Below are 24,411 nucleotides of genomic sequence, written 5' to 3'. Positions count from 1 at the left end.
TCATTTATGGGATTGGAATAGCAGCGATTCTTAGGAGCGAAATTTTCGGTAAAATAACCTTGAAAATCGATTCTTAGAAAATCTTTTTTAATTTCTGCTGTTAATTTAAAGCGACAAGAATAGGTATTACGAGATAATTGTTGTAATGGAGTTGAGTATTGGTCTACGATACCTGATATAAGCAGCGCTTGTTAGGCTTTTCTTTCCCTCATAGTTGATGTAACTGTATTCCTCTTGTAAGGATATTTTTTCAAAAATACTTAGATTTTTTAACGATTTCACTTTTTCACTAAAAATTTCTACTTCTTCAAGATACTGTGTGCGAGCATCAGCATTATCTTCAAGATATTGAAAAAACTCCCAATCAGCAATAACAAATTCAAACTTACAAACATTTAAATTGTAAGTTTTCACCCATAGTTGGCTGTATTGCTGCTCGTCTTTGCCACAATAAGTTTTATAATATTCCCAAGCTTTTCTGACCTCATTTGCATACCGCTTCCGTGTTGAATTACTTATTATTTGCTCATCATTAATATTAATAATAACTAAAATGCACTTTGTTCCCTCTTCGTCTTTATACTCGCCAGCTACCACAGAACGAATCACGGGAAAAAGCATTGTTGGTTTATTTAAAACTCTCAATAACCGCTTAATTTCTCGCTCTATTTGTGGTTGTTTCGGCAAATATTTCTTCACTTTACACCCGTTGAGTTCGGGTTGAAATAAGTTAATATAATACCTTTCTCGTTCGTCCAAGCAGTTGATTGGAACCTCCTGCCAATAAATACGGTGCATAAGTTTGCGGTTGGAGCGAATTAATTGTGGGTATCTGTGGTGAGTTCTACTAACCCAACGATTTTTTAGATTAGCAGCTTGTCCGACATACCACACACAGTCATTAATATCGGCAATGACATAAATTCCCGAACGTTCAGGTAAGTGATGGCGTTCGCTAAAAGTAACGTTAGACCAATCCTTCCAATTCATCACAATATTGCGGTAAGTACACCCTACTTACCTAAAATTCCCACTGCGAAGCAATAAAGTAAAACCATACTACGGCAAATCCTGTGACGACGACATTGATTAAATAATTAGATTTATACTTAACAATGACAAATATCTTTTGGTAGCAAAATCTAGATTTGTGACCAACGATAAACCAACCGACTACGCTGCCCTTATCCGCGCCGCCAACCAAACCATTCCGGAACCTCCCGAATAGTTAAGTGCGGGTAAACACGTTTACTCCCCAGAATACGGAGTAGGCGAAGTCATGGCGTTATTAGGCAGGCGGTTGATTGTTAAGTTTGTTGAAGAAGTTAACCCGACTCAATTTGTCGATTGGGAAGAAGCGATCGCCCTTGGCTCAATTCAATCAAGTAACACCAACTTGGTTTCTTCAAGCAATGTTGTAGAAGAAACCAACACCGCAGCTGCAACAATTTCTGAACGCATTCAACAAATTCCTCACCTAGCGTTTCAGTCTGTTGCTCAAGAACTGATAGCAACGATCGCGGCAGTAGATATCAAAAATGCTAACCAAGGGATGGTTCATCCCATACCCAACGATTTACCCCCCGCTTTGCGTTTGGCGTTGCAGAATAACGGTATCGTCAGTATTTTTTCTCATCAACGAGAAGCACTGACAAAGTTACGTGCTGGGTTTGACTTGAGTATTACTACACCCACAGCAAGCGGGAAGACACTGTGTTACAACCTCGCTATTTTAGAATCGTGTCTCAAGCAACCGCAAACAACGGCATTATATATTTTCCCGCTGAAGGCATTGGCCCTCGACCAAATGCGAAAATTGCGATCGCTCGTCAAAGCAATGCCCAACAACCGCCTCAAACTCGCATTAATGACGGGAGATAAATAGTTATGCCTTCAGTTCTAAGTAAAGGCGCAGTTGTAAAGCTATCTATTGACACTCAGTGTTAAGGTGCTGTGAGGCCATCAGTGAAATGATGCTTTGGAATTTTTGATAAGACAATTCACAGGCGAATAAGTTTTAAACCACGAGGAGCATAAAGATTTCTAACCTTAATAATTGAAATGTCACTATTAAGAATACTATTGTGAATAGACATTTGATTGATAAAAACTATCTTATAGCAATCCTTTATGAAGCACATAGTCGCGTAATCCCTCAAATTCATACAGCACATGAATTTGAGTTTTCATAATGTGCAGCTTCATACTGAATTAGTCTTAATAAACACACTGAATATAAAGGGAAATTAGAGTTATGAACGAGCAGCATCGATACTTGCGAATCGCTCTTGTTGTTGTTGGAATTGCTTTTCTCCTTATCTATCCGTTGATGAAGATCTGGCCGTCGGGTTGGTCATGGTCTCCAGGGCAATATGAATACGAACAGATGATTGTCGGCATTTATGCAACGCTTGGTGTCTTTTTACTATGGGCTTCTCGACAACCAGAAGCGCATCTTAGTTTGATCTGGTTCACTGTCTGGTCAAGTGTTGTGCATGGGCTGATCATGGCAGTACAGGCAGTGATTGATCCTGCGGAACGTGGACACCTCTTCGGCGACGTTCCAGCATTGATTTTGGTGGCAATTGTCCTTGGTTTCCTAACGTCCCGTCAGCAAGTGGGACTCAGTACCCATTCAGGCGCGGCATAACACGGCGTTGGAGCGGACGGAATAGATAGATGTGGGTGAGGACGCAGGGCTATCTGTCGCCGCTCAACTATGCCGTTAGGCTGCTTAAGTTGCTGATTGGATAATCCGAAGAGCTATCTGTGATACGAAGTTATTGAGCAACTATGAGTACTTGATTGGAATTACTATTATGGAGTTGCCTGTAGAGAATAAGAGCTGAGTCTTTAAAAGTACCCTTAAGGGTAATATCAAAACTAATTTTCGTTTCACATACTAGAAGTCGTGAAAATACTCGCTGGATAAACAACAATATTAGCAAATCAAGTTCCTTTAGTGTTTTACAGCAAGAGGATTGGCTATGCCCTGGAACTCTACCGTTATTGATTCTCAAATTTTAGCCGTACACGCGGCTTTAGTTCCAAATGGTGACGAAGGCGAAGTTGTCCTGTTTGGCGGTGACGAGCATTGGTCTGCCCAACAGGAACCAGATGGGAATTTCCGGAAAACGCGAGTCTACGATGTACGTTCGCATTCGCTAGTTCCTGTACCAATCCCTTCTCCAGACAGCGACGTATTTTGCGCGCATCACGCATTTGCTACAGATGGACGTTTGCTTATTGCGGGCGGCACCCAGCAATGGCCTGAAAGTGGTGACGCACACGTTCACGGTTTGGATTTTCTCGGTCACAGAAGATGCTGGCTGTACAACCACAAACAGCGAACATGGTCGGAAGTGACTAGGCTTAATACCAACCCGGATCAACCTGATGAGCCACATTCAGGAGGTCGTTGGTATCCTGGTCTGGTGACCCTGGCTAACGGGGAAGTAGCTGCTTTCTTCGGACACCTGGATCAGCAGGACTTTCGGCATCGCAATACGTTGCCAGAGCGCTATAACCAGGCGGGAAACTTCTGGGTAAATATGCCAAAGGTGATGGGTACTTCTGGCGAACCGCAGAGTGGTGGTCGAAGATTCTTGTTCTTCCCTCGTGTGTACCAGATCCCTAATGGGCAGTTGTTCTTTGCAACCCCAATGCCTGCTAACTTCAGCGGCAGCACAGAGGGAGATCACTTCTCGACTGCTTACAATCCATTCACGGGGAACTATCAAGATCCAAAAATTGGTCTTTCGGATGGTGCTTATTTTGATTGGAACCGACCAGCGGTATTGTTACCACTGTTACCGACTGAGGATTATCGAGTTCGGGTGCTGCATGTTGGTGGTGTGACACCACGAAAATTGGACTTGGGGGCAGCATCACCAGCGTGGCTACCGACGGCAGCACGGGTATCATCGATCTCGGGTCGCGATCGCACTTATTCAAATGCCGTTCTACTACCAACAGGTGATGTATGTGTGGTGGGTGGAGTAAATGTAGTGAAGCCTGAAGATCCTGTACTTGAGGCAGAGATCTATAGCCCAGGCATCAATTGGGATATCGGATCATACTCGAACGCAGATTCTTGGGCCGTTAAGCAAGCAGGTGTCCATGCACGGAACTACCATTCAACGGCACTGTTATTGCCTAATGGCAAGGTGTGGGTAGCGGGTGGAAATACAAACGGTGACCCAGGAGATCCGGATTCAGATCGAACAGTCAATGGTGTAACCAAAAAAGTGGGAATCAAAAAGATTGAGCTTTACGAACCTGATTATTTTGCGATACCTAACCGTATCCAGATTACAGATTCCCCAAGGGTACTGACATTTGATGAGCCGTTTGTGATTGAAATTGATCGTCCGGCAGCAAACGTAAAGTATGTTGCGATGATCCGTGCCGGATCTGTGACCCACTCTACTGACAACGATCAACGGTTTGTGGCACTGACTATCAATTCGCGTGATGGCAACACACTCAATGTGAGTGCTCCGCCAAATGGCAATGTTGCACCTCCCGGCTACTACATGATTTGGGTAGTTGATAACAGCAATCAGCCTTGTCAACTCGCGAAGTTCGCACGGTTAGCCTATTTAGGTTGTACGGTCATCACCGATCGTTCAACCTTCTCGAAAGAAGAAGTTGAAGCATTAGGCGGTGGCGGTCAAGCAACTTTTAACAACGCGATTTACGTACAGTTCGATGGGTTCATTCACACTGAACTCACAGGCAGTCCTTCATTTACAGTGAGATGGGCAGATACTAATGCCGTAGTTCCAGATACCGACTTAACATTAATTCCCGCAGGGCGTCTACAGGAAGTGAACCCAGGGTTCCCAGATGTCCCGCAACGGATTACATTTCCTTTTCACATTCGGTTTCGGAACCTTAATACCTATGCGACTTTTACGGATACTCGTCAGCTACGTGTAACGTTCACTTTGGGACATCATACTTGCAGTCAAACACTCGATCTAACTTATGCCCCTAACCCCTACACGATCGATATCAATGCAGCGGAAAACAACCCTGCCTGGTTATCAACTGATGTTCGGGTATTTTCGATTCTGGAGGGACAGACAAAGTTTGGAGACATTTTTCAGGGAACAGAGCCGATCCAGTTTATTCGTCAGTGTCTCGACAGGCTCAACAATCCGGCAAACAATGGGAATGCCCTTTTTGAAAGTTTATCGACATCTGCAACCCTCGACTTAGCCACACGTTTTCAGGTGGGGCCACTGGGCTTCCCATTATTTAATTATGCGATCGCGCGCGTAAGATACCGTGCAACGACAACGACCGCGCAACGTGTGAAGTGCTTCTTTAGAATGTTTAATGTTGCAGCAACAGGTCTTGAATTTAATCCCAATACTACATACAGACGGACGGCAGTAGGAGCAAATACAGTGCCGCTAATTGGTACAGCAGGTGGAGAGATTGTGTCGATACCATTCTTCGCCTCAAATCGAGTGGAGACTGTGCAGGGTAGACCTGGGGCAACCTCAATGACATCACAGATACTCGACTCAACCTATGAAATTCGTGATATTGCACCAAATCCCTCTGGTGCAGAGGTAACTGTATATTTCGGTTGCTGGCTCGATATCAACCAAACCCAGAAGCGGATACCAATTAACCCAGGTGGATCGGATGGACCTTGGGCAGCAGCTTCGTGCCGCTCAATTCAAGAACTAACACGCGGGCGTCACACGTGCATTGTCTCCGAACTATTTTTTGAACCAGATCCAACTCAGAATGGCGAGACACCCGGTTCAAGTGATAACCTGTCGCAACGAAATCTGGCGATTCTACATTCGGACAATCCAGGCGAGCCAGATTCGCATACGGTGATGCATACGTTTGAAATCAAGCCATCAGTAGAAATTTCTACCAAAGCAATCCTGCAAGGCAACGCAAACCCACTTGTAGGGGACAACTTGGCTGTAGTTGGAAGGCAAGCGCGGCTTGATGAACTGATCTTCCAGTGGCATAATCTACCACCTTCTAGCGAGGTGACGGTTTACTTCTCAGACATCGACACCATAGAGATTCAAGCGCTTTCCGCACTGCGGCGTAGTCCATTGGCGTGTGAAATCGTCGATAAGCATACCCTAAAGTTCAAGGTTGCAGGTGCAACATGGATTCCGATTCCAGGTGGACGGGAACTAAATATCCCTGCACTGTTAAGCATTAAGCTTCCTGACTCAGTGGTGTACGGAGAGGAATACCGCGTAAGCATTCACCAGGTAGCAGGAAGAATAGGTCAAATTATTGGCTCCTGCGAATTTCGTATTCCCGTTTCAAAAGCTGAATTGATTTTGGATGAAGAAGTCCGAAGCCTATCCGTGCTTAAGCACATCGTAACGACTATCCCCACCGACAATCGGTGGTATCCTTTGATGAAACGATATGTGCATCACTTGGGCCTCAAAGTAGATGCACTAGGTGGAGATGCAAAGACTGTTTACCCCAACCCTGATGGATCGGGTCAACCCTACGATCCTTCAACTCAAGACGATCCTTGCCCAGAGCAAAAGGAGGTTACCGACATGGTAAATAGCTGTTGCAAACCAGCTATTCAGTGGCTATGGGTTATGTCAGCTCTTTGGCTGGCGGTGACGCTACTCCTGATCGTGTTAATTCTACAGAAGTAGTTTCTAATCTGGCGACCACAGCCTAACAATCCCGTTGCACACCGACCGAATCAAGTTGGTTGGTGAGTCCGAAAGGTTACTAGCGGCGGGTGAACGGGGTCGTTAAACACCCAGCTACAGCCTATGCCCTAGCCGCTGAATGTGATTGTGAAGCAGGTTGTCCAAGATGTCTACACTCAACCGGGTGTCCGCAGCATAATGAAGCACTGTATAAAGATTTGGGTTTGTTTTTGTTGGATGCGATCAGCCAAGCAGCGCAGAACACCTAGTAGCAACGCCCTCTTTTTAAGCAGTAATTGATTCAGATAACAAACCTGACATACCTAACACTTGCTCTGACCAAGTACTGGCTATAGCAGCGATATTTGCACGTTCTGTTGGGCTTGCCCAAATATTTGACCAGTCTTGCTGCCATTCCCTTAACTGGCTTTGTAGTTGGTTTAATTCCCCTGCCTTCTCGGTATCTGTATCTGGAATAATCAACCCAACAAAAAATAGACTTTCCTCAATAAAAGCAGCAACTAAGCTTTGGTTAGCTGGATTTTGGCATCGAGATTTGATACGTGCCAAACTAGCTGCCAATTCTCCTAAGCGGTTTGCTTGAGGTTGGCGTAAAAAACTCGCTTCAATTGCTCTCCAATCAGGCATTATAGTCCTCCTAGCAATCGCCGGGTAATTAGAGCTACTCGTTCTCTAATTTCAGCGGATTGAATTTCCATTGTACGATTATTTTGGCTGGGACGGATGTTGATAATCGATTCAAAACCTACTTCTTGAGTGTAGGGAAACCAATCAGCACCCCAAATGTCTTTTTGCCTGCTACCATCTTTCAACAAAACTTCTTCACACTCATAATGAAGTTGACTGCCTCCAGCAAGAATTTCTCTCTCTATATCGACTGCTAATTTTATAAACACTCCCCAGGCTTTGAGCATTTCGTCAAGTTGCTCTTTTGTCGCACGCTCGCGTATCAGCAGAATCAATTATTTGACCTCAGTTGCCAATATTAATTACCAACATTATTTCATGAACTGTGTTTTTAGACAGGCTCACATTCATTGATTAGCTCGATTCAAATAAGTGTTTTATCGTTTAAAAAATAACAACATTCCATGTGGATTATCTAAAGGTACATCTTTATTGCTATTGTGATTCTGCAATTCATCACTTTGTAAATCTTGACTAGAAAGTGAGTAAACGTCAGTTACAACAAGCTGATATCCTTGACTAATTAGATAACCAACTAATTTATCAGGCATTATATGAGATGCACCGTAACTTGGTAACAAATTATGTTCAATTTTATCATTATCTAAAATATTTAATTGCATAATGCCTGTACGACAAAATATCTCAAAATCAATCGGCTCAACTAAGCCACTTGTAGTAATTTCAATTGAATTTAATTCCATCGTCAGTTGCTCTATACTCGCAAAATTCCGCGACCACGGGTTGCCCATTAAAAATAGCCGTATCGATATTGCCTCTGGCTGTACTTTCACAATATCAAGTAATGTTCTTGTAACTATATGTGGTTGTAAGTAATCTAACACTCCATGAACTGAGACTAGCCGTAGGCTATTAGGAGCGTAAAGTTTTGTCAGTTCTAGTTCTGCTAGATTGCGATCGCAAAAATAATTTAACTGTAGATTTGGGTATTGGCTGCGTAAAGTTAAAAACTTTTCTGGTGGATTAGTAGCAATGTCATAACAATCGATTGTCGGAAGTTGGTAGCGCGTTAAGTCAACTCCCTCAAAACCAAAAAAAACTTCACGTTCGGCAAAACCTGCACCCAAGATAGCTACATTATCACCCTTACCTGAAAGAATCGCTTCCCAGGTGAGGGGATAAACATTCGGGGTAAGCTCTAAAAGTCTAGCTCGACTAATCTCTAGAATATTGCCACTGCCCTTGTTTTCTAGGAATCTTACTGCCATAAAACCTCGCTATATTATGAAACAACCTTGGGACGACTGATTGGAGTGATATCTTTACCTTCGCCCAAACGGTACACTTCTGTGCGCCCGCCAACATCAATTTCAAAAAACCGATAGCTTGTAGTAAACTGCGCCCACGGTGCCAAAGGATTAATTTTTGGGAGATTGGTTGTTGCTTGGTAAGTAATTTCAAACCCCGTTCCCCCATCTTGCTTGAACATCCGCAAAAAACATTCGTAGTCTCTAGCGTGCCAAAAATCAGTCGTTCGGCGACGCACAACATCTTGTGAGTCAGAACTCATCGCCCGCGCTGCTGATGCGGACACGATCAATTGCAAATTGTCAGACATTCGTGTTAGAGCGAGTTTCTTGTCTGGGTTTGAGAATATTTCATCAACAATTGGTCTCAGATCAGGATGCAAACAAGTTTCGGCAATGTAAAATCCTGAATACTTGCTGATATTATTCTCAAATTCCCAAGCAACTAGTCTTTCAAAGTCACAACTAACCGACTTTCGTAAGCTTGCAAAAATCAAGTCTTCGTATAACTTCTGCTGCGATGCTGGCGTTGCTGCAAGAATTTTGAATGCAGCTCCACGCATCCCCTGAATTCCAATCAAAGTACAGGTACAGTTGAGGGATGCCGTCCACATTGCTAGAAATTTTCGATAATTGGTATAAAGCATTAATGCTTCCTGGTAGTTAGGAGCTTTAATTTTGAGTAGATGCTTTACTGGGTTGGGTTTAATTTCCCATCCAGGCTTGCATAGTAAAGTCCATAACGCAGAAGAATCTTCAATGGCATCCATGCATTTATGCCCCAAGCTTATTAATGACAATTATTTGTCTGTCCGTTCCTGTCAAACCTCATGCGGGATATCAGCTCCTTAAGATGTGCTGGGTCTACACCAAACCTATGAGCAATGTCATACTCCTCATCTTCAGTTGGCGGTGCATTTAGTGTTAGTAAATGCTCCAAAAAAGGTTGCGACCCCCCTAAAGGTAAACCATCATCCGTAAAAGGTAATCTATGTTCGTGCATCGGCTGCTCAAATACCGCAGGGCGGGTATTTTGTAGCCACGCTGCAACTTCACCAGCTTTTGGCGGGTCTATCCCCAGTCGTTCGCATTCTTCGACTAACTCGTTTGATAATTGCGATTCTACTGCGGATGCGGAGAGGCTGCGCGATCGCACCACCAAATCCTGCAACCACTCTTGTAGTTCTCCTGTCTCTGGTAGCTGCAAATCCAGCGTCCGACAAGCAGCTACAAATTCTTGTCCAATAACAGCATTAGCATATAATTGCCCCAACCAAGTAGCAAATTCCTCATTTTGAGGTAATTCTATCCCTTGTTCAAAGCTAAAAGTTTGCAGTTTCTTTCCTAAACGAATTCTTTCTAAAAGCGTTGTACTAGTATCTTCTTCATCATTAATAATTTGAGGATCATTAGACCCAAAAGCCATTTTGTCTAAAAGCCAAATAGCTATTTGTCCTGGTTTTGGAGCTGACAAATTTAGAGTTTCACAGGCAATAAGCAGCTCAGTTCCCAAAGACGTATAACTTGCAAGCCACTCCTCCAAATTACCTGACCGAGGAGCAGTAAGTCCCTTTTGAGATAAACCAACAAGCTCTAAACCCAAATTCACCAAGTTCCTAACTACCATTGATAAACTTTTACCCATGTCAGGTATTAGCTTCTCAATTTGACCCCGCATATCAACACTAATATGAACTGTCACGCGGTCTTTTTCTGCGTCTACAGGACGACCACGCTTCGGAGGTAGCTTCGGGTTTTGTTCGGGCTGTTGTTTACTCATGTTACTTCAGTCTATCGGAACCACAAAGCATATTTGAAGCCCTTGTATGCAAAAAGGTTAATAAACGTAACTTAATAGCAGTGTAAAAAATTTTTTACACTGCTATTAAGTTAAAAAATGTAAATAAACCACATACATAATTAGTGGATTTGGTATTCTTCAACCAAAAGCACAAAAAAGTTGAGATGGCAGAAAAACACCTATTTCAATCAAAATTTCTGCACGAGTTTAATATGAAATACTGCGAAATCTTCAAAAACTTACCCAAAGAAGGTTTAGAACCCAGACAATTCTTACGTTACTGCTTTGGGATAGCTGAACTTAGTCCTGGAGAACTGCTGGAAGAAGAAACCGACTCGCAATACCGCAAAAAATGTATCACTGTACTATGTGCAGTCTTAGGTGTACAAAGACCAACAGTTCGCAAGTGGGGAAGCGATCTCAACTTTGACGGAATACCCAATTACTCCAAAGTTTCACTTGCTTACATTCAGGCTGCCGAAATTGTACCGAACCAGCTAAAGAGCATCTTGAGAGGAGAATACAACGCACCGGAAGTAGATGCTCAAGCCTTTCTAGAAAAAATACTCCTCGAAGAATTAACTGAACAGCAAATACTGCAAACTGTCTCCCACGCTAACTTTCGCACAACTTGTGTCAAAACCCTCACGCAAGTATTACATATTGGCACCAAGTCAGTCCAAGATTGGGGTCAGGATATGTCGTTTCACAAAATGCCCAAAATTCACAAGCACACCTTGGGCTATGCCTTGGCTGCTATCTCCAAATCGTCATCAAAAGCTTGGGACAAACAAGCAGCCTGAATTATTTGCAGTGAATTAAATAGGTAAGTGGTCTTTTAAGACCAACGAAATTAATGCAAGGTGAATCTTATCATGCCAGCAACTATTGCATCAATCCCTTACTCCCAAAAGCATCAACTAAACCCAAATCCAACCGCACATATCGAAACCAGCAGTCTGGAATATTTGCACGTTGCTTTCCTACTCTACGAATACAGAACCACCTATAGCAAAAAAGAATACCGAACTCTGCTCGATACATACGGTTGGGATAAAGGAAGCTGTGAGGAAAAACGAGCGCTCAAAATAGCCGAAAACTTCCAAGAATTTTTAACCTGTCCCCAACACCTAGCACCAATTCCAGTAACAATACTTCTCAGGCTGTGTTCTCTTCAATACAAGTCAATTATCAGTCAGCTACAGGATTACCCAATTGGGGGATTAACCTGTGAACTGGTGCTGGAGTTAATTGAAGAGAGGAAAGCCCTTCTTAAAGTCCAAAAACAGGAACAACAAAAACAGATATCAATCTGGCGTAGAACTCCAAAGGGCGATCGCTACTGTCAGTTTCCTCCTCAGTGGGAGGAAGACCACCAAACAGGGGTACTCACACAGGAATTAATTGACGGTTATGGGCTACTCCCCCAGCAAATTCTTCGTGAAGCGATCGCAGACTATCACGCCAGAATCAAATCTCAAGAAAAAGAGCAGCCCCAAGAAGAGACTGCTGAATCTGAAGTGGTTGTGGTTGAGTCAGGAATGTTACCACAAGAGGAAATATCCCCAACAGAGAGAGAAAAAGTTATAGAAGTTAACTCCACACTAAAACAAAACGAACAAACCAGCACCAGTAACGCTACAGAACGGCAGCCAGTTGGGGAAGAAGTATCAATGCTTGTAGAAAAACTCAAATCAGCCACCAGTTACTATCAAATAAGAAGTGCTATATACAGGCATTTGGCTGTTAAAGATGAAGTTTGGAAGCAGCTTTCTTCAGAAGAACAGTTAAGAATTGAAAGATTGTTACCCCAGGAAGTATCAGCTCTAAAAACAGCCAGAGAATCAGGTTTAATCATTGACTACTATGAGTTAAAAACTGGCTGGTTTCAAGTATTTACCGTGGGTGAAAATAAGCCTGTAAGCGTTAGTAAATCAAATGTAATTACTTGGGTACAAGAGCAACAAAAGCTCAACTGTGTAACGACATAAACCACCACAATCAGCTAACGCCTCAGTCTTAAAAATAATCCCAAAAAAGCATATATGGAATTGTCAGGAGAAATTCCCTCAATTCCTTGCTGCTACCTGATTGAGCTATCTCGTCCGCTCGGAAATGAGAAACATCAAGCTCGTTATTACTTAGGTTCATGCGCGAACCTCAAGAAAAGATTTCAGCAGCATCTACAAGGGTCTGGAGCAGCATTTACTCGTGCTGCGATAGAACGCGGCATCGAATTCAAAATTGTCTACGTATGGAAGACCTCAAGTAAACAAGAAGCCCGTCAGCTTGAAATTCAACTTAAGCGATATAAAAACCACGCACAATTATTAAGGAGAGTACAAAATGTCAAAACGAATTCGACAAAAACTAGGTAGATACCATTTCAGACGCAGATTACGTGGAAAAGTTTTGCTATCAAAGGTTACAAGCTTTAGTTGCTATCAACAGAACCATCAAGAGAAAACCTGTACAACTGCAAGGAAATTCATTCGCAATAACAATATTCAATCCCCATGTGTTATCACCGTACTCAAGATATCGGGTAGTGAAGATAAATTTTTCTTGTCAAACAATGGACTGTTTAGTTATAAATATGCTGTCGAAAATCACAAATTATTCTCACCAGAAATAACGCCCCTTGCTAGTTAAAATAAGGGGTATAATTTACATCACTATAGCCTGTCAAATATGGCAGGCTAAAAACTTAGCAACCAAAATCAAGAGTAGTATAAGTACAAAGATTTAATCTGTACAAGACATTTTGAAACCACCACACAACAGAGTAGAGATGCATCTTAACATCTTTGCAATCTGCAAACGCTTTACAGCACTATGTTGTGTTGTGTTAGATATATCATGAAGATGTTTTACAGTGACTATTTTTAAATTGGAACCAGTGAAATCGATAGAGTTATGTACAGGTGCTGGAGGCTTAGCGATGGGCTGTGCCAAGGCGGGCTTTCATCATCTGGCACTTGTGGAACAGGATAAGCACAGTTGTTACACCATCCGTGAAAATCAACAGCGAGGGATTGCCCTTGTTAGCGACTGGCATATTCACCAGATGGATGTAACGGATTTTGACTATTCTACGATTGAGGAAGAAATCGACCTCTTAGCTGGTGGGCCACCTTGTCAGCCCTTTTCAATTGGTGGCAGGCATGGTGCTTTTCTCGACAAGCGAGATATGTTCCCACAGTTTTTTCGTGCAGTACGTGCATTACGCCCGAAAGCGTTCCTGATTGAGAATGTGCGGGGATTACTACGTCGTAATTTTATTAATTATTTTGAGTATATTATTTTACAGCTAACCCATCCCCAGCTATTGCCCAAGCCGGATGAGCCTTGGGTTGACCACTTGGCACGCCTGGAGCGTCATCATAATAGTGGGAAGAGTGATGACCTTGGCTATCGCGTTACCTTCAGGCTGTTGAATGCGGCGGATTATGGAGTAGCACAAAAGCGGGAGCGGGTTTTTATTGTTGGTTTTCGCTCTGATTTGAAAGCAAACTGGTCTTTCCCTGAACCAACACATACTGAAGAAGCGCTTATTTGGCATAAGTGGATTACTGGTGAATATTGGGAACGCCACACCATAGCTAGCAAAGAACGCCCAGAAATACCATCCTTACTTCGTAGTCGCTTGCAACGTACTGGCGCAAATTTGTTAGGTAGCGTGACTGCCCCCTGGTGTACTGTCAGGGATGCGATCGCTGATTTACCATCGCCTGAAAATACCAATGTGGCAATAGAAATTCCAAATCACGTTTATGTTCCAGGAGCTAGAAGTTATCCAGGACATACTGGCAGTCCTTTGGATGAACCAGCTAAAACCTTAAAAGCTGGGGTGCATGGTGTCCCCGGTGGGGAGAATATGCTTGCCTTGCCTAATGGACAAGTTCGCTACTTGACAGTGCGTGAAGCTGCGAGGTTACAGACGTTTCCTGATGATTATTACTTTCCCTGTAATTGGGGCGAGTCGATGCGTCAGATTGGTAATGCTGTACCTGTTACTCTTGCCCATCTGATTGCGAAGAGTATCCGCAGTCATCTAGACCGCTAACCAAGCAATTCAAGCTTTCTGTGATTTTAGCAGGAGCAATGACTTGTGTACGACATGCTCTTGCTAGCTTGCTTAAGTCTAGGGGTATGCCAACGCCTGCCGTAGGATGCCCGAAGGGCTGTAGGGCGATCGTCTTCCCTCAAGGCAATAAAATACAAGAGTAACCAAGTTATATTCCTGTTAATTAACTAAACAAAATTAATTACACATCTTGTTTCTCTGTTCCCCGTTCCCTGTTCCCTGTCTCACGAATAAATTTAATTTTATGTAACTACTTAATAGGTTAAGAAATGTCTAATCGGCTCAACATTCAGGAATACTTAGCTAAATATAAAGCAGAATTTCCTGACAGTAGAATACATCATGAATTGCCCATGCCTACAGATGCGATATCTGTAGTTTCTGACTCACACAACTGGACGTGCTTTCCAGAGAATGTTGTGCGAATTTATCTGATAAAGTTTGCTCTGGATGACTATGACAGACATTTAATCGGAGTCGGCGATTTCAAGCATCCAACTGTCTGCACAAAACTCTTTGAGTCGTTGGATGATGCTTGTATTTTTATCAGTTCTCGACCAGATAAAATTTCCCGCGAATGGCTCGAACAAAATGGGTTCGAGTTTTTAGATACTCCTCTATCAAAACCTTATCCTGTGCTTTAGAAACAATTAAGAGCGATCGCTGGTTCAACGCCTAATGACTTTCAAGCTAAAAGAGCATATATATCGCAAAGCTTTTCAATGGTACAACAGAGTTATTTAACACATGAGCTACTTTATTAACAAATATAGATTAACAACTTAACAAAGTTGTGGAGATTAAATTGGAATGAGTATTGTTTTAATATTTTGAGCAATAAATGGGAAAACTTGCTTTAACAAGCTAAGGTACGCTACTAACTACCTTGCATATTTAACAGAAATACAAGCAAGATAAGCAGATATAAAAAATGTGGAAGAATACGCAAGTACTAAACTTTAGTTAATAAGTTACATGGTCATACCACTAGTGGGAAAATGATAGTTACTAGACAGTAACTATCATTCATGCCATTAGAAGTTTTCCAGGCTCCTGCTACCTTACGCGACCAGTTAATCGAATTTCAGGCTAGACAGCAATGCCACCCACTCACTGAACTAGAACAGCACAAAGAAGAGTTAGCTGGCTATGTTGGTGTTTACTTGCTTTACTATCGAGGACAGTTTCCTTTGTACGCAGATATTACTTATGCTAACCAAGCAAAATGCTGTATGCCAATCTATATCGGCAAAGCCGAGAATCCTGGCAAGCGTACTGGAAAGGGAACTATTGCTGGCGGTCTGGTTGGTCGGTTAAGAGAACATAGGAACTCCATTCGCCAAGCACCAAATCTTGATGTTGCCGAATTTCAATTTACGGTTGTAGCAATGGCAGTGGACTTGGTTGCTTGGGGAGAAGCAGTACTGATAAGACATTTCCAACCTGTTTGGTGCAGTATTATCTCTGGTTTTGGTATCCATGCCCCTGGTAAGGGACGAGGAGCGCAAATGCGCTCGATGTGGGACGAAATCCATCCAGGACGGTTGTTTGCTCAACAGTTACCACCTAATTTGGTCACTATAGCCAATTTGCAACCACGGGTAACACAACACTGCCAAAATATGTCTACGCGTTTGGGATGCCCAACAGAGGTGTCGTCAGATGCAGAATAAAAGAATTGCAGAAATATCTACTTTATTAATTATTATTTTGAGGGGTAGTTACGTTGCAATCTATTACTATAACTGTTCCTGATGTTCTTGGGGCAGATACGCGAACCATTGAGGCTTTCTATAACCGTATTCAGGAAACTAAGCCTGCTCAAGCATACGAAATTGATATGAGCCAAGTGAGTTTTATCCGTCCTTACGGTCTCTTGGCTTTAGTAATTGCCGGACGTTATTTGAGGCAGGTTTCGGGTAATAAAATATTGCTGAGCCGTATACAGCTAAAAGTTCATCAGTATTTGGAACGGATGGCTCTCTTTGAGATAGAGAACGACTGGTTTGACGTGGACAGTCCACTACAAGAGCGGTGGAACCGAGATCCAAGGACAGCTAATCTTTTGGAATTGACTTTGGTTTCTACTATTGAAGATGTCAGTGCTGTAGTTTCCCGCGCTGAAAACATTTATAGCAGATGGTTATCAATTTCACACATAAACAACTTGATCAATGTACTGTCTGAGTTATGCACGAATGTTTTTGAGCATAGTGGAGATAGATATGGCTGTGTTCTAATCCAGAAAGTTGAAATTCAGGGACAAGCCGTCGTTCGACTAGCTGTGGGGGATCTTGGTTGTGGCATTCCTGGAAGTTTAATTAACCACTGTAGAAGTAGCGACATTAAGGATACACTTAGCTACTTGATCGAAGCCATGCATGGAAAAACAACCAGGTCAACAGGACGTGGAGGCCTTGGATTACGCCAAGTAGAACGTATTGCTGGTATGACTGGAGGCTATTTATGGCTACGTTCTCATGATGCCGCTATTACAAGCTTTGGTTCAGGAAAAATACAAGGATGTCCAAATTTAGCTTTTATTCCAGGTACTCAAATTGCAGTAGAACTGTATTCAACTTGACAAGAAGGTAAGGAGTAGTTAGCATTTAGATATGTGTTCACTAAATTTAAGTGAACGGTCACTTATCAAAGGTGAAGTTTGGAAAGGAAAGGAGTAATTAAGGTTTTAGACGTTGCTGATCTGTTCAAGGACTTAGGATTCTCAGGCCGATTTTTTTTAACACGGCAGAAAGGAAACCAAGCTTTTGAGCGGCTAAAGCATTATGTTCAACAACAACCAGAAGGTAGTGCCATCCTTTTATCTTTTCCTGAGAATCAATTGATAGACGTTTCATTTTTAGATGAAACGATTATTCGACTACAGGAACATATGAGTCAAGGGCAGTGTCCTAGTAGCACTCTTCTACTTCAAGGATTGACACCGGATACAATTGCCAACTTAGGAGCAGCTATTGAGTTTCGACATCTCAAGCTAGCTTTTCTCGCAGTTGAACCCAACGGACAGTGGGAGTGTGTTGGGCAACTAGAGTTAAGTTTACGAGAAACGCTCAATTTGCTCTCAATACATGGCAGTTTGACTGCGCCTAAACTTTCAGAACTGCTCAAATTAGCTGTCAACTCAGCGAGCAATCGCCTCAAACGTCTCTATGACCTTCACCTTGCTCGACGAGACTATGAGGTAACAAATAAGGGATTGCAGTACACTTACTACTTCTGGAAATGGACAGAGGAACAGCCTGTGTAGTGCAGGTAAACTTTGTTCCAAATTGCTGCTTTTCTATAAAAACAGTATAGAGCAGAAGTACCAATAAATTTTGAACTTGCAAACTAAAATTTAATTCTTCATTGAGTTAGCTAATGCACAAAATCTTCTTCTACCCAGTACAAAATGGCGACACAAGCCAAATCATTCTGAGCAATGGTAAACGCCTATTGTTTGATTACCGTCACCTAAAAGTTGGCGAGGACGAGGAGGAACCCGCTATTGACCTAAAAAGTCAACTGAGAGATGAACTTGACAAGGCGAAGCGAGATTATTTCGATGTCTTGGCTCTCACCCACGGAGATAATGATCACATCTCAAACAGTACTGAATTCTTTGAATTGTTGCACAATACCAAATACCAAGGCAACGGACGAATTAAAATCAATGAGTTATGGGTTCCAGCTGCGATGGTTCTGGAACCGTCTACAATGGCTCAATGGACAGCAAAAGCAGAATTTGTTATTTGGCGACAAGAAGCTCAATATCGCCTTCTTGAGGGCAAAGGCATCCGGGTCTTTTCTAAGCCAGAAATGCTCAAAACTTGGCTTGAGAAAAAAGGGCTGACACTTGAGTCGCGTCGCCACCTCATAACTGATGCTGGGAAGCCAGTTCCGGGCTTTTCACTTGCGAGTGACGGAGTTGAGTTCTTTTGCCATTCCCCATTTATTAAACACGTTGATCAGGGTGACGACTTACGCAATGATGCATCACTTATTTTCCAAGTTCGCTTTGAAGTTGCAGGTGTCCAAACTAACTATCTGGCTGTAGGAGACTCAACTTCTAACGTACTAGAAGACATTGTGTATATCACTAAACTGCATAACAACGAAGATCGATTGAAATGGAATCTATTTAACATTCCTCATCATTGTAGTCATCACGCACTCAATCCAGAGAAAGGCGAGAAGGAGACAATTCCCGTTCCTTTAGTAGAAGAACTTCTTCTGTATGGACAGCGAGAAGCTTATCTGGTGAGTTCAAGTAAACCAATAAAAAATAATAGAGAAGCCTATGAACAGAAACAACCACCTCATATTCAGGCCAAAAATTGCTACGAGCGTTATTTGAAACAGATTGGTGGACGAAGATTTATAGTGACTATGGAGGAGCCAAACCTTCAAAAACCCCAACCTTTAGAATTCCAAATTACTAGTGGAGGAGTAAATTTGAATCCTTCTACAAGCTATGGAGTTAATATCATTGTGTCTTCTCCAGCACCGAGGGCAGGCTAGATGTCAAATAAATACATCGACTTTGGTGAGCCTATTGCCCAGATATCCGAAGCTGCTTTGACAATCCCAATCTCACGCCGTGTGTTTAGAGCTTGTTCTACACACAAATTCTTTGAGCTTATAGAGTTAAGATGCATTGTTCGAGAAGGACAACGAATTGCAGAAATGCTCGTTGTTGATTGCACTAATGATGGTGTTCCAACTAGAAATGAAATTGGTATCCTCTATCGAGAGCGAATAGGGTTAATCTTTTATTCTGAAGAGACTAAAATGCCTGACGTGCGAGCTTTACGACAAAATTTTCCTGCAACGCCGCACCAGAATTATGTAAATAAGGGCGAACCTGCTTCACTCTGTCTGTATTTTGAACCGTGGGAAGTAATTGAGCGTTCTTGGACTCCTCAAAGCCATTTGAATCGAGTACTTTGGTGGCTTGCCGAAACTGCTAAAGGTACACTGCACCGTGAAGACCAGGCCGTTGAACAGTTTTACTTCCGTAGCCCTTTTGAAATTATTTTACCACCAGATTTTGATGAAAAAATCCAACAAAATAACCTTTTTCTAACCGTAGAACGAGTGGAAGATAGAGTTCTTTTGGGATACTTTTTGCAGACTTCTCAACGGAAAAATGACCAACTAGAATTAATATGTATAACTCTTGCACTTCAGCCAGTAACTCATGGTGCTATTGAATACTTTCCATACGATTTAGGAACTCTTGACGCACAATTTGCAGCACGGGGAGCAACTCTATTTGATTCACTTTCTACAGAGATTGAGCGCATGGTGGGTGCAGAAGGAGTTTCCAAAAAAGCTAACAATCAGACACTCCTCATTCTTCAAATACCCATTCAACGAAATGACAGCACTAGTGTAGAGCGGAACGAGTACAAGGCCTTTTACCTTAATGTTAATCTTGGGCAATTGGGTGAAGCGTGTGGTGTATTAACTGATGGCAGGGATGGTAAATATTACAAAATACCTTCATTAGTTGAGATTGCAAGTTCGTTTAACGATTGGCGCTCTATTGATGTTGCACCCCTCGAAGTTACATTTTCTTTAACTAATGCATCTGCACGACAAGCTTCGGGCATTACTACAGATACTGCTGAATTCTCTGGTGTGCTTGCAGGTGTTGGGGCATTAGGTAGTGTTCTTGCCGATATATGGTATCGCGAGGCATGGGGAACATGGAGATTTGTTGACCCTGATTACATCAAACCACACAATTTAGCCCGACATACTACTAAACATTTTCAGGTTGGTCAGTTCAAAGCAAATGCCGTAAAACAGATGGTGGAAGAAATCTATTTTCATGGCTATGCAAAGGCTTTCGCCATTGTTGACAGTGTAACTAACTGGTCAAATGTTCAGTTGAAAACATCTGTTGAGACAGCAGACATAGTAATCGATGCAACAACGACACTCGCAGTACCGCGCGAATTGGCGATCGCTCAACTCAAACGAGCTGCATCAGTTTTCCTAACTCCTTCCGGATATGGATCTGTCTTACTTCTTGAAGATTCACAACGCGATATCCGAGTAGATGTACTAGAAGCCCAATATTACGGAGCAATCTTGAATAATACTTGGGGTGAGCAACATCTTAATGGGCATCAAGGACACCTCTGGGTTGGTGCAGGATGTCGTGATGTATCGAAAGTAATACCGACAGATTTACTTCAGGTTCACGCTGCAACCCTCGCAAGACAAATCAGGCTTAGACAGGGGCAATCTGATGCTGTAATTCTGGTATGGCACGTTGAGCCACAACTAGGAGTTATCAGTGCCGACAAAGTATCTGTTGCAGCACCTTTAGCTATTTCAGTTGATTACTGGAAAATAATTTGGAACGTTAATTTACGGGAGAAGGTTAGGCAGTTTCGGTCAGCTAATCTCCCAAACGAGACTGGTGGTGTTCTGCTTGGCTACGTAGACCAAAAGTTACAAACAATTTTTGTTGTCGATGTTCTTCCTGCTCCCACAGACAGTATAGCCGATCCAAGTGGATTTACACGCGGAGTTCAAAAATTAGAAGAACAAATTAACTCTGCACAGACAAGGACAGCCAATATTGTGTCTTATATTGGTGAATGGCATTCGCACCCACCAGAAATTTCGACAAAGCCAAGCAGTGACGACATCAAACTTTTAGTCTATCTTGTTGAGATACTCAAACATGAAGGACTTCCAGCGCTCATGCTCATTGTTGGTGACAACCAAGAAACTTGGTCAATAGGAAAGGAGTATAATTGCTGAACCATTCAAACTAAATATGCTAGTTTCTCCTACATCCTAATTAATTGAATATTGCTTTTTATAGGAACCTGTCGAGTCAAATAGCAACAGTGTTAATGCCTCATAATTTTAATAAAGATTAAGCCAGTTGCTTTAAAAAATTAGGTTTTTGGAGCAAAATATTTGGGTTTCAAGAGTAAAATAACGTAGGAACAAATACATGGTATTAGATTTTATAGAAAAAAATTTTGATGATTATAATCGCAAAGCTCGGTTAACGCCTGCATTGCTTGCGGGATTACCAATTGCATTAGTTGCTCTTGCAGTATTTCCAGATCAAGTTTGGTCTTGGGGAGGAGTAATTAGTTTGCTAACTTGGTTTGGGGTGCTAAGGTTATTAGCACAATTTGCCCGTGATATGGGCAAAGCTAAAGAAGACGAATTGTATAATGCTTGGGGTGGTAAGCCTACAACATGTTTGCTACGACATCGCAATGTTCAAAACAAAGTAGAGTTAGCTCGTTTGCATAGCAAACTGCATAATTTAACAGGGCAAACTTTACCAAGCCAAAGTGAAGAATTAGCAGAGCCGGAACTAGCAGATCAAGTTTATGATACCTGTGTTCGGTTTTTGATAGCTAAGACACGCGATCACAGCAAGTTTTCCTTGTTATATGAAGAAAACTGCAATTATGGTTTTCGACGAAATTTATTAGGAATAAAAATCATTGGAATAATTACTTCATCCTTGGGTGCGCTTTTGCTTGGAGTTCAGTGCGCCTTTAGTATGGGATTATTTAGTATTTTTGTAGAATTTCAAACAGATAAACAAATCTTAATACAGAAAAGCTTCCATTTATCCAATAGCCCTTCTACTACACTCACTTACCTAGCAATAGATATAATTTTACTTATTGCTTGGCTTTTATGGATAAATTCTAATTGGGTAAAGAGTGCAGCTGATGTATACGCTGCTAGACTATTTGAATCTTGTGAGAATCTACCCTAATCTCTCCTAAGTAAGTGGGTCAAATTAAATATCAAACCTCACCCTGCCTCCGGCTTCCCTCTCTTTACTAAAGATAGGGATTGAGGGTGAGGTTTGATCTTATGTTTAATTACGCCTACCTACTTAAAACTCAAACAAGACTGTGATTTTACTGTATTAAAATGTTTAAAAATTATGTACTTTCCCCTTAATTATTCGACTTGATGCGTAAATCGTGAAAGTGAGAATTGGTTAATCTTGTACTGTTGGCAACGTCAAGTCAAATTTTTAGAAGCTGCTGATTATAAATTATACTCTATCTGTACTTTTATAAAAAAATTCCATGCATAGGTTAAATTTTTTACTTAAATTATCTTTCGTTACGATGTTATCGGCAATGTTTCTGTGCCAACAACCAGCTTATGCTTGGAATAAGGCTGGACATATGGTTTCAGGAGCGATCGCCTACAGTGAACTCAAGCAAAGCAATCAGCAGACGATTGATAGAATTGTTGCCATTTTGAGAGAACATCCTGAATTTTCTAAGTTTGAACAGCAGTGGAATTCTCTAAAAAAATCTAGTATTCCTTCTCAAAATGAAAATTTGTATTTATTTATGTGGGCTGCACGATGGCCTGATGATGCTCGTGATAACCAAAAATTTAATCACCAGACGTGGCACTACATCAACTTTCCTTACGAGCCTGGTAGTTCTTCAAATTTAACTGCAACTGAGAAAGCAGGTGAAGAAAATATTTTGTATGCTTTTAAAAAAAATATTAGTATTGTTCAAAGTAATGCCAGTAACAGTGAAAAAGCAGTTGCAATATGCTGGCTATTTCATTTAGTAGGAGATGTGCATCAGCCATTGCATACGACTAAATTAATAACGAGTCAGTATCCTGAAGGTGATAGTGGTGGAAACCTTTTCTACATTCGAGTCAATCAAGACAGTCAAACAATAAGTTTGCACAAGTTTTGGGATGGACTGATTCTTGGATCAGAAAATTTTCAAACAGTTCGCAACACAGCAATAAGGCTAAGAAATACTTATCAACGTCGTAAAATACCAAAATTAGCAGAAACTCAATTTGATAACTGGGCAAAAGTAGAAAGTTTTAATCTGGCTAAGCAACAAGCGTATCTAAATGGAAGACTGTCTGGCAGCACTGATAAAAATGATGGAAAGCTTTTACCATCAAATTATGCTGCTAGTAACAAACCAATTGCAGAACGTCAGATGAGTCTAGCGGGCTATCGTTTAGCTGATTTGCTTAATAAGTTGTTCGCAGAGCGTTAAAGCTGATTCAAACTGCTAGAAAACACCCCTAGCGATTTGTTGAAAGTGTGATGAAGAAAGCTGCCTAAGCGCAATCGCACCAGCTTGTTGCTTAGTGTTGCTGGCTCTTCAATACCCGTGAAATCAAACTTATTTGGCTGAAGAGGTGACACAGGAGCTGAAGAAATGGATTCTAATGAAGACTAGTTTTCCAAGCCAGAAGTTGAATTTGGTTCAAATACGGATAAGCCTTCAAAAATCCAAGGTTCTTAATGCCTAATTTATCTTTAAACCCAGAGCATGAATATTTAGTTCGTGCTAGTCAAGCATTTATGAATTAGGGCTAGAAAAGAAAGGAGATGCCAATAGTTCAAAGATAACGAGCAAGCAACTCTTGAGCAAGTTGCTGGTGTTTTTCCACCAATTCCTTCGGTGTAAGGAATTGGGCGCTACCCATAAAGCGATAAACCCAACGGCTAAATTCCGTCAGCGATCGCAATGGAAGTTTGAGTCTGTAATCTAGGTAGCTTGGTTTTCCATCTGGAGTTTTCGCTCCAAAAGAAATTTTCTGGCTTTTATGGCGTTTTTCGCCTTCTTGAATAAACACCATAACATCAGGAAAGAAGCGCACGGTTACTTTAACAAAATCTAATTTTCCCTGTCGCTCTAAACTTTGTTCCTCTTGTTTACCTAAATATAATCCCCAGCCATTCTCCAGTAGTTGATGTGCGGCTTGGAGGCTTTGCCATTGTTCTGTTGAATCCCGTCCTTTAGAGTCAAGCAACTTAAAGTGTTCGGTAAACCTATCCAACCTTGAGATAGCTAAATGTCCATTCTGACAATCTTCATGCAATAGATA

Annotated in this window: 23 protein-coding genes; 16 read left to right on the top strand and 7 right to left on the bottom strand. The window is 41.8% G+C overall.

Translation table 11 applies throughout. The features are described 5' to 3' along the window. Window positions 1-126 precede the first annotated feature (126 nt). Entirely contained in the window at window positions 127-990 is an 864-nt protein-coding gene (locus LC586_RS11020) for a GIY-YIG nuclease family protein (RefSeq protein WP_229484584.1), read from the bottom strand. A 289-nt stretch (window positions 991-1,279) separates the two neighbouring features. Here LC586_RS11020 and LC586_RS11015 point away from each other — a divergent pair, with 289 nt between their 5' ends. From LC586_RS11015 to LC586_RS11005, 3 genes are all read left to right on the top strand, one after another. Next, on the top strand, window positions 1,280-1,885 hold the full coding sequence (locus LC586_RS11015; protein WP_229484583.1) for a DEAD/DEAH box helicase: 606 nt from the start codon (window positions 1,280-1,282) through the stop codon (window positions 1,883-1,885). A 369-nt stretch (window positions 1,886-2,254) separates the two neighbouring features. Continuing rightward, window positions 2,255-2,650: a DUF6632 domain-containing protein gene (locus LC586_RS11010; RefSeq protein WP_306423242.1), complete on the top strand. Its 396-nt coding sequence runs from the start codon at window positions 2,255-2,257 to the stop codon at window positions 2,648-2,650. 337 nt (window positions 2,651-2,987) lie between these two features. Then, a complete protein-coding gene (locus LC586_RS11005) occupies window positions 2,988-6,662 on the top strand; it encodes a galactose oxidase early set domain-containing protein (RefSeq protein ID WP_229484581.1) in 3,675 nt (1,224 codons plus the stop codon). Between the two features lie 285 nt (window positions 6,663-6,947). On the opposite strand, the gene LC586_RS11000 is transcribed toward LC586_RS11005, so the two are convergent. From LC586_RS11000 to LC586_RS10980, 5 genes are all read right to left on the bottom strand, one after another. Further along, a complete protein-coding gene (locus LC586_RS11000; RefSeq protein ID WP_229484580.1) occupies window positions 6,948-7,310 on the bottom strand; it encodes a hypothetical protein in 363 nt (120 codons plus the stop codon). After that, complete coding sequence (locus tag LC586_RS10995) at window positions 7,310-7,645, bottom strand: DUF5674 family protein (protein WP_229484579.1); 336 nt, start codon at window positions 7,643-7,645, stop codon at window positions 7,310-7,312. Before LC586_RS10995 ends, LC586_RS11000 begins: the two co-directional genes overlap by 1 nt. A 102-nt stretch (window positions 7,646-7,747) precedes the next feature. Further along, window positions 7,748-8,599 carry a hypothetical protein gene (locus LC586_RS10990; protein WP_229484578.1) on the bottom strand — a complete coding sequence of 284 codons (852 nt, stop codon included), beginning with the start codon at window positions 8,597-8,599 and terminating at the stop codon, window positions 7,748-7,750. Between the two features lie 14 nt (window positions 8,600-8,613). After that, entirely contained in the window at window positions 8,614-9,408 is a 795-nt protein-coding gene (locus LC586_RS10985) for a hypothetical protein (RefSeq protein WP_229484577.1), read from the bottom strand. Between the two features lie 20 nt (window positions 9,409-9,428). Then, entirely contained in the window at window positions 9,429-10,418 is a 990-nt protein-coding gene (locus LC586_RS10980; RefSeq protein ID WP_229484576.1) for a hypothetical protein, read from the bottom strand. Between the two features lie 233 nt (window positions 10,419-10,651). Here LC586_RS10980 and LC586_RS10975 point away from each other — a divergent pair, with 233 nt between their 5' ends. From LC586_RS10975 to LC586_RS10920, 13 genes are all read left to right on the top strand, one after another. Continuing rightward, window positions 10,652-11,242: a hypothetical protein gene (locus LC586_RS10975; protein ID WP_229484666.1), complete on the top strand. Its 591-nt coding sequence runs from the start codon at window positions 10,652-10,654 to the stop codon at window positions 11,240-11,242. A 72-nt stretch (window positions 11,243-11,314) separates the two neighbouring features. After that, window positions 11,315-12,430 (top strand): Alr2735 family protein, encoded by a 1,116-nt coding sequence (locus LC586_RS10970; protein WP_229484575.1) that lies wholly within the window; start codon window positions 11,315-11,317, stop codon window positions 12,428-12,430. Window positions 12,431-12,484: 54 nt separating this feature from the next. Further along, window positions 12,485-12,817, top strand: a complete 333-nt coding sequence (locus tag LC586_RS10965; RefSeq protein WP_229484574.1) for a GIY-YIG nuclease family protein — start codon at window positions 12,485-12,487, stop codon at window positions 12,815-12,817. Further along, on the top strand, window positions 12,786-13,091 hold the full coding sequence (locus LC586_RS41855; protein ID WP_369010519.1) for a DUF3155 domain-containing protein: 306 nt from the start codon (window positions 12,786-12,788) through the stop codon (window positions 13,089-13,091). The genes LC586_RS10965 and LC586_RS41855 overlap by 32 nt, the downstream gene beginning before the upstream one ends. Window positions 13,092-13,314: 223 nt before the next feature. Then, on the top strand, window positions 13,315-14,505 hold the full coding sequence (locus tag LC586_RS10960; RefSeq protein WP_229484573.1) for a DNA cytosine methyltransferase: 1,191 nt from the start codon (window positions 13,315-13,317) through the stop codon (window positions 14,503-14,505). 290 nt (window positions 14,506-14,795) lie between these two features. Further along, window positions 14,796-15,170, top strand: coding sequence for a hypothetical protein (locus LC586_RS10955; protein WP_229484572.1), 375 nt, complete (start codon window positions 14,796-14,798; stop codon window positions 15,168-15,170). A 384-nt stretch (window positions 15,171-15,554) separates the two neighbouring features. Beyond that, complete coding sequence (locus tag LC586_RS10950; protein WP_229484571.1) at window positions 15,555-16,199, top strand: Eco29kI family restriction endonuclease; 645 nt, start codon at window positions 15,555-15,557, stop codon at window positions 16,197-16,199. Between the two features lie 53 nt (window positions 16,200-16,252). Next, on the top strand, window positions 16,253-17,110 hold the full coding sequence (locus LC586_RS10945; protein ID WP_229484570.1) for an ATP-binding protein: 858 nt from the start codon (window positions 16,253-16,255) through the stop codon (window positions 17,108-17,110). Window positions 17,111-17,188: 78 nt separating this feature from the next. Further along, window positions 17,189-17,794 (top strand): hypothetical protein, encoded by a 606-nt coding sequence (locus LC586_RS10940; RefSeq protein ID WP_229484569.1) that lies wholly within the window; start codon window positions 17,189-17,191, stop codon window positions 17,792-17,794. A gap of 113 nt (window positions 17,795-17,907) precedes the next feature. Then, complete coding sequence (gene mblB, locus LC586_RS10935) at window positions 17,908-19,047, top strand: anti-phage 6A-MBL system MBL-fold protein (protein WP_229484568.1); 1,140 nt, start codon at window positions 17,908-17,910, stop codon at window positions 19,045-19,047. Continuing rightward, window positions 19,048-21,306 carry an anti-phage 6A-MBL system cap2_3 protein gene (cap2-3, locus tag LC586_RS10930; protein WP_229484567.1) on the top strand — a complete coding sequence of 753 codons (2,259 nt, stop codon included), beginning with the start codon at window positions 19,048-19,050 and terminating at the stop codon, window positions 21,304-21,306. Between the two features lie 199 nt (window positions 21,307-21,505). Next, window positions 21,506-22,294, top strand: coding sequence for a hypothetical protein (locus LC586_RS10925; protein WP_229484566.1), 789 nt, complete (start codon window positions 21,506-21,508; stop codon window positions 22,292-22,294). Between the two features lie 364 nt (window positions 22,295-22,658). Further along, on the top strand, window positions 22,659-23,573 hold the full coding sequence (locus LC586_RS10920; protein WP_229484565.1) for a S1/P1 nuclease: 915 nt from the start codon (window positions 22,659-22,661) through the stop codon (window positions 23,571-23,573). A gap of 349 nt (window positions 23,574-23,922) precedes the next feature. Here the strand turns inward: LC586_RS10920 and LC586_RS10915 are convergent. Then, a partial coding sequence (locus tag LC586_RS10915; RefSeq protein ID WP_229484564.1) for a WCX domain-containing protein occupies window positions 23,923-24,411 on the bottom strand: 489 nt, incomplete at its 5' end.

Source organism: Nostoc favosum CHAB5714 (genome assembly GCF_020829495.1).
GTDB classification, from domain to species: Bacteria; Cyanobacteriota; Cyanobacteriia; order Cyanobacteriales; family Nostocaceae; genus Nostoc; species Nostoc favosum.
Note: the sequence above shows the minus strand (reverse complement) of the source record. Positions and strands in the feature narration are given on the sequence as shown.